A 12,561-nucleotide genomic window follows, 5' to 3' on the forward strand; every position below is an offset into this window, starting at 1 on the left:
CTTCTCCTCCGCTTCGCCAGATCCGAATCCGACCTCTAATCCGCGCTCGCCGACCAGCAAGAAGGAAGGCTTCTCCATGATCCATCGTTCTCCCTCCCGCTGGCGGCTGTCCGGCCTTCCGGCCGCGGCCGCCGCCCTGACCTTGGGGCTGCTCCCCGGACTGGCGCGCGCGCAGGAGCTGTCTCAAGAGGTCTCCGCCGAGATCGCGGCCGCCGTGGCCGCGGCTCTGGCCGCCGCCCAGCCTGCGGCGGAGGTCGTCGCGGCCGAGGCCGCTCCGGTCTCCGGGATCGACAGCGGCGACACGGCCTTCATGGCGATCTCCACGCTGCTCGTGCTGATGATGTCCATTCCGGGCCTCGCGCTGTTCTACGGCGGCATGGTGCGCAGCAAGAACATGCTTTCGGTGCTGACTCAGGTGATGGCCACGGTCTGCATCGCCTGCGTGGTCTGGGTCTTCTGGGGCTACAGCATGGCCTTCACCGACGGCGGCGGTCTGAACGACTACGTCGGCGGCTTCGACAAGCTCTTCCTGCGCGGGGTGGACCTCGCCTCGGAATCCGGGACCATGCCGGAATATATGTTCATCGCCTTCCAGATGACCTTCGCGGCGATCACCCCGGCGCTGGCTTTGGGCTCTTTCGCGGAGCGCATGAAGTTCAAGGCCATCGTGGTCTTCGTGCCGATCTGGCTGACGCTGGTCTATTTCCCCATGGCCCATATGGTCTGGGGCGGCGGCATCCTCGCGCAGTGGGGCGCTCTGGACTTCGCCGGCGGCACCGTGGTGCACATCAACGCGGGCGTGGCCGGTCTGATCGGCGCGCTGATGGTCGGCCCCCGGCTCGGCTTCGGCAAGGAGCATCTCGCGCCGCATAGCCTCACCATGACCATGATCGGCGCCTCGCTGCTCTGGGTGGGCTGGTTCGGCTTCAACGCGGGCTCGGCGGCGGCGGCGAACGGCGTCGCGGCTCTGGCCACCGTGAACACCCTCGTCGCGACGGCGGCGGCGGGCCTCGCCTGGCTCTTCGTCGAATGGACCGTCAAGGGCCATCCCTCGCTGCTGGGTCTGGTCTCCGGCGTGATCGGCGGTCTGGTGGCGATCACTCCGGCGGCGGCCTTCGTCGGCCCGATGGGCGCGGTGGCGCTCGGCCTGATCGCGGGTCCGATCTGCTTCGTCTTCTGCACCACGGTGAAGAACAAGCTGAAATACGACGACTCGCTCGACGTCTTCGGCGTGCATTTCATCGGCGGCGTGATCGGCGCGGTTCTGACGGGCGTCTTCATGGCGCCGGGCCTCGGCGGCCAAGGCGACGAGAGCTTCAACATGGGCGCCCAGCTCTACGCGCAGATCGAGGGCGTGGTCTTCACCATCGTCTGGTCCGGCGTGCTGTCCTTCCTGATCTTCAAGCTGATCGACCTCGTGATCGGGCTGCGCGTCGACGCGGATAAGGAACGCGAGGGCCTCGATCTCACCGAGCACGGCGAGCGCGCTTGGAATCTTTGAGTTCCTCCACCAGTCGGTCTCCGCAGACCGAAACTCGGCGGCCTCCGAAAGGGGGCCGCTCTTTTTTTGGGGATCACAAGACTTAAAGACGAGCCGCCGCGACGGCCCGTCCGCTTGCGCCCGAAGGGCGAGGGCGGCTAAATCGGGCTTATGTGGCGAGCTTTGGCGAATCCGAATCGATTCATGCGCGTCTCAGGGCTGATTCTGCCTTGGGCGTTTCTTTTGGCGACGGCGCTCTTCGCCGTGGGCCTTTATTGGGCGCTTTGGGTCGCGCCGCCCGACTTCAAACAGGGCGACGGGGCGCGGATCATCTTCATCCATGTGCCTGCGGCGGCGCTCTCCATCGGAGTCTACGCCGTGATGGTGGTCGCGAGCGTGACGGCGCTGATCTGGCGCCATCCGGTTTCGGATCTGACGGCCAAATCCTGCGCGCCGGTCGGGGCGGCCTTCACGCTGATCGCGCTGATCACGGGCTCCATCTGGGGCAAGCCCATGTGGGGCGCCTGGTGGGTCTGGGACGCGCGGCTGACGGCGGAATTGATCCTGCTCTTCTTCTATCTCGGCTATATGGCGCTCTGGAACGCCATAGACGACCAGACGACGGCGGCCCGGGCGGCGGCGATCCTCTGTTGCGTGGGGTCGGTTTCGGCGCTGCTCTCGAAATATTCGGTGAACTTCTGGAACACGCTGCATCAGCCCGCGAGCCTCTCCGTGGATAAGGCCGAACATGTCCATAACGCCTTTTATCTGCCGCTTCTGGTCATGATGGGGGCCTTCTACGCCTATTTCATGGCCTTTCTGCTCTTGGGCGTGCGCAAGGAGATCCGGGCGCGCCGGATCCGCAATCTGCGCGGGGCTCTGGCCCGGGAGGCGGGCGCATGAGCTTGATCCCCGTCTATGACAAATACGCGCCCTATGTCTGGAGCGCCTACGGCCTGACGGCTGTGATTTTGATCGGTCTGGCGCTCTGGCTCTGGCTGGAGGCCCGCCGCGCCGCCCGGACCCTCGCCGAGCTGGAGGCGCTTCAGGCCCGCAAGACGCCCGCCGCCTCCGCGGCTTCGGCGCCCTCCGCTTCGGCGGCCAGATTGCGCGAGGCGCCATGAGCGAAATTCCCGAGGCCGCTCCGACGGGACGCGCGCGGCGGCTCTGGCTGAGGTTTCTGCCTTTGGCGGCTTTCGCCTGCCTCGCGGCGGCCTTCTTCATGGCGCTGATGCGCCCGGCCTCCGACGCTTTGCCCTCGCGGCTGATCGGCGTCGCCGCGCCCGCCTTCGCCTTGCCGAGTCTGAAGGAGGAGGGGGCGGAGATCACGTTGGAGAGCTTCAAGGGCGAGGGCCCGGCTCTGGTGAACTTCTTCGCCTCATGGTGTCCGCCCTGCCATGCGGAGCATCCCGAGCTGATGAGGCTGGCGGAATCCGGCGCGGCGCGGGTCTATGGCGTCTCTTACAAGGACGCTCCCGCCGACACGCTGAATTTTCTGGAGAAGCTCGGCGATCCCTTCCTGAAGGTGGCGGTGGATCTGCGCGGGCGCACGGCCATCGACTGGGGCGTCTCAGGCGCCCCCGAGAGCTTCGTGCTCAGTCCGGAAGGGGTGGTGGTCTATAAGCATTTCGGGCCGATCAATCCGGGCGATCTGGATCGTCTGATCCTGCCCAAGCTGCGCGAAGCCGCGCGACGGCCCTGAAGCTGCGCTCCTCCGAGACTCCGCCAGACCGGGGGTTCCTCCGAGCCGCTTTCCCTGCGCGACGTCTCGGAAGGCCCTGAAGGAGGATGCTCGCGAGGCCCTGACTTTCTCTTCCTCCGCGCCCGCCCCGGCGCGTCGGGAAGAAGGCTCAGCGGCGCGAGTCGGCCAAAACTTTGAGATTGGCGAGGAAGCCCTCGCGCTGATCGACGGGCAGCAATTCGACGATGCGCCTTTCGGCGTCCACCACCTTGGGGGCGGCTTCGTCGAGGGTGCGCTGACCTTCGGCGGTGATGCGCACGGCGTTGGCGCGCTGGTCCTGCTCGGTGCGGCGCGTGATGACGAGGCGGCGCTTCGAGAGCCGGGCGAGCATGTCGGCCAGCGTCGAGCGGTCCACGCCGGTGCGGCGGACGAGTTCGGATTGCGTGACGCCCTCATTCTGGCTGAGAGCCATGAGCACCGCGAATTGACGCGGCGTCAGATTCTGCGCCCGCAGCGCCTGAGCGGTCATGTCGGCGGCGCGTTGCTGGGCGCGGTGAAGGAGATGGCCCGGCGAGTCCTCCAGCTGGAAGTCCCCCTCGGCTCCGCCGCCTCCGCGTTTGGTGGATTGTGTCGGCATATGCGCGTTCCCTTGTCTCTCGGAGCGCGCAGGTCCGACCGTGACCGGTCGTCACTTCAAAATTAAACGCGCCCTGACAGATTATTAAGATATTCGGGGCGCGTTTGCAATCTCGTCGTCCCAATATGGCATAAAAGGGGCGAATTGCGGCGAAAGTCGTTCTGTATGCCTACGGATGAAGCGGCGCGGCTTACGGCGCCTCCTCCGTCTCCGGCGCGACGCCGTAACGCTTGAGGATCGGATATTGCAGGGCGCCGAAGATCATGGTGATGGGCAGAATGGCCCAAACCTTGAAATTCACCCAGGCGCCTTCGGAGAAGCTGCGCCAGACCGCTTCGTTCAGAACGGCCATGGTCACGAAGAACAGACCCCAGCGGATGGTCAGCACCCGCCAGCCTTTATCCGTCAGCGAAAAGACCTCGCCGAAGACGCCCTTCAGGAAAAGCCGCCCCGTCGCCAGCCCGCCGAAGAGCGCCGCCGCGAAGAGCGCGTAAACCGCCGTAGGCTTCATCTTCACGAAATCCGGATCTTGCAGCGCCAGCGTGATGCCGCCGAAGACGCCCACCACCAGAAAGGTGATCAGCGGCGCGGCGGGCACCCGCCGGAGCTTGAACCAATAGGCCGCCACCGCCACGAGCGAGGCGAAGATCGCCGAGCCGGTCGCCCAGTAGATGCCGACCTTGTCGCCGTTGGCGTCGAGGCCGCCGTAGCGGTTGCCGAGGTAATAGGCGGCGAAGAACAGCAAAAGCGGACCCGCTTCGAGGATCGCCTTCCACAACGGGCTCATCTGCGGCGCCGGCGCGGAGGCGACGACGATTTGAGGCGGGGCTTGGTCCACGTGGCGATCTCCATTTGGCGCGCCCCGGGGGGCGGCTGGTCTTTCAGAGGCGGTCTTGAGTCTTCGGCCGGCTCAAGTCTTCAGGGGGCGCGTCTTGCGGATGATGCGTCAGAGCGCTTTCGCGCCCGTCAACGCGCGGGCGAATTCCTGCGCCTCGAAGGGCTGCAGGTCGTCGATGGCTTCGCCGACCCCGACGGCGTGGATGGGCAGGCCGAATTTCTCGGCCAGAGCCACCAGCACGCCGCCTTTGGCGGTTCCGTCCAGCTTGGTCATGATTAGCCCGGAGACTTTGGCGATTTTTTGGAAGATCTCGACCTGACTCAGGGCGTTTTGTCCCACCGTGGCGTCCAGAACGAGCAAAACGTTGTGAGGCGCGGTCGGATCGAGCTTCTGAAGGACGCGAAGGATCTTATCCAGCTCGGCCATGAGGTCGCCGCGATTCTGGAGCCGCCCCGCCGTGTCGATGAGCAGCACGTCCGCGCCGCGCTCCTGAGCCTCGCGCAGGGCGTCGTAGGCGACGCCCGCCGCGTCGGCGCCTTCGGTCTTGGCGATCACCGGCACGCCCGCGCGCTGACCCCAGATCTTGAGCTGCTCGACGGCGGCGGCGCGGAAGGTGTCGGCGGCGGCCACCACCACCGATTTCCCCGCGCTTTTCAGCTGAGAGGCCAGCTTGCCGACCGTGGTGGTCTTGCCGCCTCCGTTCACCCCGACGACGAGAATCACCTGCGGCCTTTTGGCGTAAAGGGGCAGGGGCCGCGCCACCGGGGCCAGAGTCCGGGCGACTTCGGCGGCGAGCAGGCGCTTGACCTCTTCGGCGGGGACGCTCTTGCCGAAGCGGCCTTCGGCCACGGCGGCGCTGGCGCGCTGCGCCACGTTGACGCCGAAATCCGCCTGAACGAGCAGATCCTCCAGCTCCTCCAGCAAGGCGTCGTCGACCACGCGCTCCTCGACGAGGATCGCGTCCACGCCTTGCTCGATTCGGGCGTTGGATTTGAACAGGCGCTCTTTGAGCTTTTCGAAAAACCGCATGGGGCCTCGCTGGGAAGGGCTTTTCCCAAATAGGGCTTCGCGCGGCGCTTGGGAAGCGCCGCGCGAATGAAGGAGCGTTCATTTGGGGCCTTCAGCCCTTCGCGGGAGGCTCGGGGGGCGTCTTCGCGGCGGTCGGCGCGGGGGCGGCGAAATTTTCAGGCGCCCGCGCGGGGCGGTTCTGCGGCGGCGGAAGAGGCTTGGCGGGCGGCGTCGCCGCGACGGAGGATGAGGCGGGCGCGGCGGCGGGCGGGGGCTCCGCGGCGACGGGACGGACCGGATCGGGGCGGGCGGGCTCGGAACGGGCGGGCGTCGGGCGCGCGGGCTCCGGTTCGGGCGTCGCGGCCGCCGGAGCCGGAGCGGGCGGCGGGGCGAGGGGCGCGAGAGGCGCGGCGGGCGGAGTCCGGGGCGCGGGCGCGAAATCCTCGTCGAGGTCGGTCTCCGGGGGCGCCTTGGGCAGAGCCAGAGCGAGCAGGAGATAGCTCCAGCCCTCGAAGATCATCGAGATCCCGACCATCAGCCCGAGCAGGCTGAACAATCCGAGGACGCGCGCCGCCGCGGCCGCCTCGCCGCCTTCCTGCGTCAGGGCTTCGGCGGTCAGGGCCTCGGGCGTGGAGAAATAGAGGCTCATGAGATAGGCGCCGAGGCCCAAGGAGATCAGGCCGCTGAGCAGCAGCCAGCCCCAGCCCTTTTGCGGCCGCGCCGCCAGAGCCATGGCGACGCGCGCCCCCCCGCCGAGCAGAATCATGACGATCAGCAGCGCCGTGAGGGTCAACACGCCCTCCAGCGGATTCCACACCAGCAGCGCGCCGCCGATCAGCGCGATCAGCCCGGTGACGAAATGCCAGAGCCTCGGGCGCCAGCCGGGGACGTTCAGCGCGTCCCAGAACTGCACGGCGCCCTGAACCATCAGAGCCGCGCCGACGACCGCCGTCACCGCCACGCTGGCGAGCGCGGGCCAGAGGATCGCCGCCGTTCCGCCGAGCAGCGTCAGCAGACCCAGCGCGATCAGCAAGCCTTTATGCGGACGCAAAAGAGCGTAAGCGTCCGGCGGCGGGGCGGAGGAGGAGGGAAAGGTCATGATGAAGGTCGCCTGTCCAAAGCCTGAGGCCGAGACGCGCGTCAAGACGCGCATGCGGATGCCGCTCAGGAAAGCATGGGGCGGCGCGCCCGCGCAAGCATGGAATGCGCGGGGGTCCGATCAGCCTTTCCGGGGCGGGCGAAGGCCGCTTCCGGCCTCGCCTCGCGGCGGGCGGAGCGCGCGGGGGAGAGCACGGGCTTGTGAAAAACGGGTTTTCCATTTGAACGAATTTGGCGCTATCTCCGATGGGTCCGTTCGAAGAGGGCGGACGAAAAACGCGGAGCGCGTCGGCCTCCGGAGGCGCGGCGAAGGGGGCCTGAATCATGAGATTCGTCCGAATCGATCTGGCGGCGGCCGTTTTGGCTCTGGGCTGCGCGGCTGCGGCGCCCGCCTCGGCGGAGATGGCGCTGGTGGAGCTTTTCACCAGTCAGGGATGCAGCGCCTGTCCGCCCGCGGACGCCCTCCTCGCCGAATTGAGCGAGAAGGAGGACGTGATCGCCCTCGCCTTCCATGTGGATTATTGGGACGCCTTCGGCTGGAGCGACCCCTTCGCCTCGCCGGATTTCTCGCGGCGGCAGGAGGATTACGGCCGCCGATTCGGCGTGCGGCGCTATACGCCCCAGATGATCGTGAACGCCTCCGCCGAGATGGTCGGGCATGAGCGGCGCGCGGTGGGCAAGGCCCTGCGGACGGCTCTGCGCGATTGGCGGCCCGCCGTGCGGGTGGTCCTCTCGCCGCCGGAGGAGGAGGGAGCGGGCGGGCGCGTGAGCCTCACGGCTCTGGCGCCGTCCTCCGGCTCCTTCGGCGAGGCGACGGTCTGGCTGGCGGGCTACGACGCCTCGAACGAGGTGCTGGTCGCGGGCGGGCAGAACGCGGATCGCCGCCTCTCCTATTGCAACACCGTGCGGGAATGGCGGCCTCTGGCGGTCTGGAGCGGCGAGGCCCCGCTCTCTCTGGAGTTCGAGCGCCCCATGGGCGACGGCGGATTCGCGGTGATCGTGCAGGAGGAGGGCGTGGGCCGCATTCTCGGCGCGGCGCAATGGCGCGAGGGCGCCCACCCCTGAAATCGGGCCTTCGGCCGGGCCTGAAACCGGTCGAGCGGACATGAAAAAACCCGCCTGAATCTCAGGTCGGGCGCTTCGCCGTTCTGTGAAGACCATGGTGGGCGGTACTGGACTCGAACCAGTGACCCCAGCGGTGTGAACACTGTGCTCTACCAACTGAGCTAACCGCCCTCCCGGGTGCCGCGTTGATAGCGGGGCCGCGCATGGGGGTCAAGGGGATTTCTCACGAAGAAGCTCACGGATTCGTCAAAAGCCTGCGGCGAAAGCTCCGGCTTCGGCCATAAGCTCGCCGCGATCCTCGGCGAGAAGGCGCCCCATGAGCTTGATGAAACGGCGCGCCGCGGCCTTGACGGCGGCTTTGACCCTCGGCCTGAGCGCCGCTTCGGGTCTGGCCCAGACTCCTCCGGCGGGGGCTCCTCCTCCTGCGGAGGGCTTTTCCTATGAGTTCCGCGTCTATCTCGGCGGGATTCCGCTGGGGACTCTGACGACTCAGGGGCGCGGCGGCGGCGGCGCCTACGCCGCGCAGGGCGAGTTCCGCATGGCCTCGCTTCTGGCCATAGTGATCGATTCCGACGCCTCCGCCGAGGCTTCGGGCCGGATCGGGACGGAGGGCCGCGTGATTCCGGAAAGCTTCTTCTATCGGCTCCGCGACCGCAAGGAGAGCTCGGAGCTGATCCTCAGCTATGACCCGCAAGGGCGTCCCCTTTCGATCCGGCGCATCCCGGACGTTCCGAAAAGAGACAGGGAGCCCGATCCCTCGGAGGTTCCGGAGGCCATTGACCCGGCCACGGCGATTTATCTGCTCGGGGCGCCCCGGACCGACGCTTGCGCCTTCGATCATCAGGTCTTCGACGGGCGCAAGCTCCATGGGGTGAGGCTCTCGGGCCCGGCCCGCCCGGAGCCGGAGGGCTCGGTGGTCTGCTCAGGGATTTATGAGCGTCTGAAGGGGTTTAGAGATAAGGACATGACCCCGGAGCGCGCGCGCCACCTCTTTCAGGCCCGCCTGACGCCCCTGCCGGACGGCGGCTGGCGGCCGGAGCGGATTTGGGCGGACACGACTTGGGGCCAAGCCTCGGTGGTGCGGCGCTGAAGGGCGCCGCGCGGGAGATTTCAGGCGGGCGGGGGGCTCTGGCGCCGGACTTGCTCTCCTTCGTCCCCGACAGTTTCGCATTTTGTCTTCGACCCTCGACCTTCAAAGCCCGGCGCCCGCAGCGCCGGGCTCTTTTTTCGGCTCGCGCCGGAGGCTTAGGGGCGGGCGGGGGGCTCTGGCGCCGGACTTGCTCTCCTTCGTCCCCGACAGTTTCGCATTTTGTCTTCGACCCTCGACCCTCGACCTTGAGCCCGGCGCCCGCAGCGCCGGGCTCTTTTTTCGGCCCGCGCCGGAGGCTTAAGGGAGGGCGGGGGCTCTGGCGCCGGATTTGCTCTCCTTCGCCTCCGACAATTTCGCATTTTGTCTTCGACCCTCGACCTTGAGCCCGGCGCTGCGAGCGCCGGGCTCTTTTTTCGTTCAGGCGCGGGTGTGGCGGGCGCGCGATCCGCGCTCGATGGCGGCGGCGTTCAGGCGGTCGATGCCCAGCTCATGGCGCAGCATCTCCAGAAAGCGCATCTCCGGAGCGTCCACCTTCTGATCGGCGGCGGCCACGTCGCAGGCGAGGGCGTAGGCCGTTTCAAAGAGATGCGGCGGCAAAGCCTTGCGCACCAGCCCCACCAGCGAATCGAGCCCGTCCTCGCGCTGAAGATGCTTCAGCGTCAGATCGGTCAGAGAGGGCAGCCGCCCCCCGTCGTAGCCCTCGAAGACGGGCAGCAGCCCGACGATGGATTGAATCTCCCGCCGCTCGCTTTCGCGCATCTCGCCGCTGGCGGCGGAGGTGACGAGCATGACGGCGATCAGCGCGTCTTGCGCCGACATGGCGCGACCGGACAACGGCATGATGGCTTTCCCCTTTTAGGCTCCGGCTTCGAGTCTGGACCGACGCGGCGGGGCTTGGCAAGAGGCGCCGCGGGCGCATGGGAATCCCTTGGGGCGCTTGCGCCGGAGCCCCGGATCTGCGACCCCGACCCAACGGAGGCCCGGCCGATTCGCAAAGGCCCGGCCGAAGCGGAAGGCCGAAGCGGAAGGATGGAGGGGGAATGACCGGCGACCTCTGGCGGACCACCATCATGGGCTGCGGCTCTTCGGGGGGCTCGCCGCGCCTCGGCGGCCCGGACGGACGCGGGAACTGGGGCCTCTGCGATCCGGCGGAGCCGCGCAACCGGCGCCGTCGCTGCGCGCTGATGGTCGAGCGGATCGGCGCGGCGGGCCGCACGCGGCTGCTGATCGACATGGGGCAGGATCTGCGCATGCAGCTGCTCGACGCGGGCGTGGGCGAACTCGACGCGGCGGCGGCGACCCATCCCCACGCCGACCATATCCACGGGCTCGACGATCTGCGGGCGGCGGCTCTGAACATGAAGCGGCGGATTCCGCTCTGGGCCGACGCGCCCACGCGGGAGGTTCTGCTGCGGAGCTTCAATTACTGCTTCACGACGCCGCCGGGCTCCAGCTATCCGCCGATCTTCGAATTGCGCGACATGAACGGCGAGGCCCGGATCGAGGGCGCGGGCGGCGAGATCCTTTTGCGCGGCTTTCAGGTGGGCCACGGCGCCATCGAGGCTCTAGGCTATCGCTTCGGCGACGTGGCTTATACGCCGGACGCGAACCGCATGCCCGAAGAGGCTTGGGAGGCTCTGGCCGGAACGCGGGTCTGGATCGTGGATTGCCTTCAGCGCCGCCCGCATGGCAGCCACGCCCATCTTGAAATGACTCTCGGCTGGATCGAGCGGCTCAAGCCCGAGCGGGCGATTCTGACCAACCTCAACGTGGATCTCGATTACCGCGCGCTTCTGGCGGAGGTTCCGCCCGGCGTGGTCCCCGCCTATGACGGCATGACCGTCGAGCTTCCGGCCGCGCCGGGGGGCGAGATTCGAATTTCGTCTTGACCGGGCGCGCGGCGCCGTTTAGGCAGAACCCCGCCCGCGAGCCTCAGGCTTCGGGCCGCATCGGTTTGTGAGCTCGTAGCTCAGTCGGTAGAGCAACTGACTTTTGTCTATGGGAGCCCGCTTCGGAAACGGGGCGGTGAACAGGCGTCAAATTCGGGGAACCCCTCCGCGTCACGGCGAAGGCGATCCCGAGCCAAGCCCAGACCCTCATCAGGTTTGGGAAGGTGTAGAGGCCAGACGGCGCCCGCCTTCAATCCCTCAGGGGATCAGGCGAAGGGATGGTCCAGACCACGAACCCCGGAAGACTCCGGGGGCGGCGAAAGCCGAAGTGGGAGGTAATCAGTGGGTCCCGGGTTCGAGTCCCGGCGAGCTCACCAAACCGAAGCTTTCTTCTGAGGACGACGACGCGCGGAGCTCCCTTCCCCGCGGGGGAAAGGGCGGGGCTCATTCCCGGATCACGATTCGTCCGCGCGGCGACCAGCGCCGCAAAATCCATTCGAGATCCGCCCTTTTGAAGGCGAGACATCCCGCCGTGGGGCGCCTCGGGCGCCGATGCAGATGCAGAAACACCGCGCTGCCCGCGCCCGGCTCGACGGGATCGCGGTTATGGTCGAGGACGCCGACCAGATCATACATCCGGTCTCCGCGCCGCATCCGCTCCGCCGAGAAGCGGTTTTCGCGGCGCAGATCGTTATAAGCGGGGTCTCGCGGATCGTCGGACCAGCGCATCCACGGCAGAATCGGGAGCCAGCCCTTGAGCGGCTTGGGGCCGGGGCGGTCGGGACGCCGGCGAACCGCCTCCAGCCGCCAGATTCCCGCCGGAGTCGCGCCGTCGCCTTCGCGCTTTTGGGCGGCGGGCTTGATTCCGCCGCGCCCGACGGAGCAAGTCAGCCGCCGCCCCCGGAAGCGCGCCACGCCGCGCCGGTCCACGACGAGATCCGCGAAGCCGGGGGATTTCACGGCGCGAGGGCTCCGGGGGCGTCCTCGATGAGCAAGGCCGCCGCGGGCTTCACGGCGGCGGCGGCGTAATTGCAGCTCAGATCGCGCGGATCGCGCCGCCAGGAATCGCGGAAGGGCGAATAGACGAAGCCCGAAACATCCGCCGTCTCCAGACCCGCGACGATGAAGGCGGCGTCCAGCTCGACGGGATTGACGAATTTGCGCCAGTCGTGAGTCCCGCGCGGCAGCCAGCGCAGCAGATATTCCGCCCCCACGATGGCCATGGCGAAGCTCTGCGGCGTGCGGGCGAGCGTCGAGGCGACGAGAATCCCGCCGGGCCTGACGACCTCGGCGCAGGATTTCACGAAATCCGCGAGATGCGCCACATGCTCGACCACCTCAAGGCAGACCACGGCGTCGAAAAGCTCGCCCGCTTCGGCCAGAGCCTCCACCGTCCCGGCGCGGTAGTCGATCTCCAGCCCCATGCGCTCGGCGTGGAGTCTGGCCACGGGGATGTTGCGCTCGGCGGCGTCCACGCCCACGACCTGAGCGCCCATCCGCGCCAGAGGCTCCGAGAGCAGCCCGCCGCCGCAGCCCACGTCGAGGATCCGCAGGCCCTCCAGAGCGCGCGGCGCTTGGGGATCGCGGTCGAACTGGCCGCAGATCTGGTCCCGGACGTAATCCAGCCGCACCGGATTCATCTTATGCAGAGGCCGGAAAGGCCCCGTCGGATCCCACCAGCTTTCGGCCATGCGCGAGAATTTTTCGATCTCCTGCGGATCGGCGCTGGAGGCGTCCTGAGGGTGTCGCAGGGCCGTCATGAGGCTGTCCTTCCG

14 protein-coding genes and 1 tRNA gene are annotated in these 12,561 nt (G+C 67.8%); 7 read left to right on the forward strand and 8 right to left on the reverse strand.

Going from position 1 to position 12,561, the window contains the following annotated elements; all coding sequences use genetic code 11:
* The first annotated feature begins 76 nt into the window (after positions 1-76).
* From B161_RS0103440 to B161_RS0103455, 4 genes are all read left to right on the forward strand, one after another.
* Entirely contained in the window at positions 77-1,501 is a 1,425-nt protein-coding gene (locus tag B161_RS0103440) for an ammonium transporter (protein ID WP_083922908.1), read from the forward strand.
* 150 nt (positions 1,502-1,651) lie between these two features.
* Entirely contained in the window at positions 1,652-2,383 is a 732-nt protein-coding gene (locus B161_RS0103445) for a heme ABC transporter permease (RefSeq protein ID WP_026310162.1), read from the forward strand.
* On the forward strand, positions 2,380-2,604 hold the full coding sequence (ccmD, locus tag B161_RS16520; protein ID WP_018631974.1) for a heme exporter protein CcmD: 225 nt from the start codon (positions 2,380-2,382) through the stop codon (positions 2,602-2,604). The genes B161_RS0103445 and ccmD overlap by 4 nt, the downstream gene beginning before the upstream one ends.
* On the forward strand, positions 2,601-3,182 hold the full coding sequence (locus B161_RS0103455) for a DsbE family thiol:disulfide interchange protein (protein WP_018631976.1): 582 nt from the start codon (positions 2,601-2,603) through the stop codon (positions 3,180-3,182). The genes ccmD and B161_RS0103455 overlap by 4 nt, the downstream gene beginning before the upstream one ends.
* 148 nt (positions 3,183-3,330) lie before the next feature.
* Here B161_RS0103455 and B161_RS16525 read toward each other — a convergent pair whose 3' ends face one another.
* The 4 genes from B161_RS16525 to B161_RS0103475 all read right to left on the reverse strand — a co-directional run bounded on the left by B161_RS16525 (position 3,331) and on the right by B161_RS0103475 (position 6,797).
* Positions 3,331-3,798 carry a MarR family winged helix-turn-helix transcriptional regulator gene (locus tag B161_RS16525; protein ID WP_018631978.1) on the reverse strand — a complete coding sequence of 156 codons (468 nt, stop codon included), beginning with the start codon at positions 3,796-3,798 and terminating at the stop codon, positions 3,331-3,333.
* Between the two features lie 190 nt (positions 3,799-3,988).
* A complete protein-coding gene (locus tag B161_RS0103465; RefSeq protein ID WP_018631979.1) occupies positions 3,989-4,636 on the reverse strand; it encodes a septation protein A in 648 nt (215 codons plus the stop codon).
* 108 nt (positions 4,637-4,744) lie between these two features.
* Complete coding sequence (gene ftsY, locus B161_RS0103470) at positions 4,745-5,665, reverse strand: signal recognition particle-docking protein FtsY (RefSeq protein WP_018631980.1); 921 nt, start codon at positions 5,663-5,665, stop codon at positions 4,745-4,747.
* A gap of 91 nt (positions 5,666-5,756) precedes the next feature.
* On the reverse strand, positions 5,757-6,797 hold the full coding sequence (locus tag B161_RS0103475) for an HdeD family acid-resistance protein (protein WP_018631981.1): 1,041 nt from the start codon (positions 6,795-6,797) through the stop codon (positions 5,757-5,759).
* Between the two features lie 269 nt (positions 6,798-7,066).
* Here B161_RS0103475 and B161_RS0103480 point away from each other — a divergent pair, with 269 nt between their 5' ends.
* The gene (locus tag B161_RS0103480) at positions 7,067-7,807 is read left to right on the forward strand and encodes a DUF1223 domain-containing protein (protein ID WP_018631982.1); all 741 of its coding nucleotides are present in this window, start codon (positions 7,067-7,069) and stop codon (positions 7,805-7,807) included.
* 95 nt (positions 7,808-7,902) lie between these two features.
* On the opposite strand, the gene B161_RS0103485 is transcribed toward B161_RS0103480, so the two are convergent.
* Positions 7,903-7,978: transfer RNA gene (locus B161_RS0103485), tRNA-Val, on the reverse strand.
* Positions 7,979-8,123: 145 nt separating this feature from the next.
* Here B161_RS0103485 and B161_RS0103490 point away from each other — a divergent pair.
* A complete protein-coding gene (locus tag B161_RS0103490) occupies positions 8,124-8,897 on the forward strand; it encodes a DUF3108 domain-containing protein (protein WP_018631983.1) in 774 nt (257 codons plus the stop codon).
* 417 nt (positions 8,898-9,314) lie between these two features.
* On the opposite strand, the gene B161_RS0103495 is transcribed toward B161_RS0103490, so the two are convergent.
* On the reverse strand, positions 9,315-9,737 hold the full coding sequence (locus B161_RS0103495; RefSeq protein WP_026310166.1) for a tellurite resistance TerB family protein: 423 nt from the start codon (positions 9,735-9,737) through the stop codon (positions 9,315-9,317).
* Between the two features lie 200 nt (positions 9,738-9,937).
* Here B161_RS0103495 and B161_RS0103500 point away from each other — a divergent pair, with 200 nt between their 5' ends.
* A complete protein-coding gene (locus B161_RS0103500; RefSeq protein ID WP_018631987.1) occupies positions 9,938-10,786 on the forward strand; it encodes an MBL fold metallo-hydrolase in 849 nt (282 codons plus the stop codon).
* A gap of 444 nt (positions 10,787-11,230) precedes the next feature.
* On the opposite strand, the gene B161_RS0103505 is transcribed toward B161_RS0103500, so the two are convergent.
* A complete protein-coding gene (locus B161_RS0103505; RefSeq protein WP_018631988.1) occupies positions 11,231-11,746 on the reverse strand; it encodes a L,D-transpeptidase family protein in 516 nt (171 codons plus the stop codon).
* Positions 11,743-12,546 (reverse strand): bifunctional 2-polyprenyl-6-hydroxyphenol methylase/3-demethylubiquinol 3-O-methyltransferase UbiG, encoded by an 804-nt coding sequence (ubiG, locus tag B161_RS0103510; protein WP_018631989.1) that lies wholly within the window; start codon positions 12,544-12,546, stop codon positions 11,743-11,745. Before ubiG ends, B161_RS0103505 begins: the two co-directional genes overlap by 4 nt.
* Positions 12,547-12,561 lie beyond the last annotated feature (15 nt).

The organism is Neomegalonema perideroedes DSM 15528 (assembly GCF_000374145.1).
GTDB classification, from domain to species: Bacteria; Pseudomonadota; Alphaproteobacteria; order Rhodobacterales; family Rhodobacteraceae; genus Neomegalonema; species Neomegalonema perideroedes.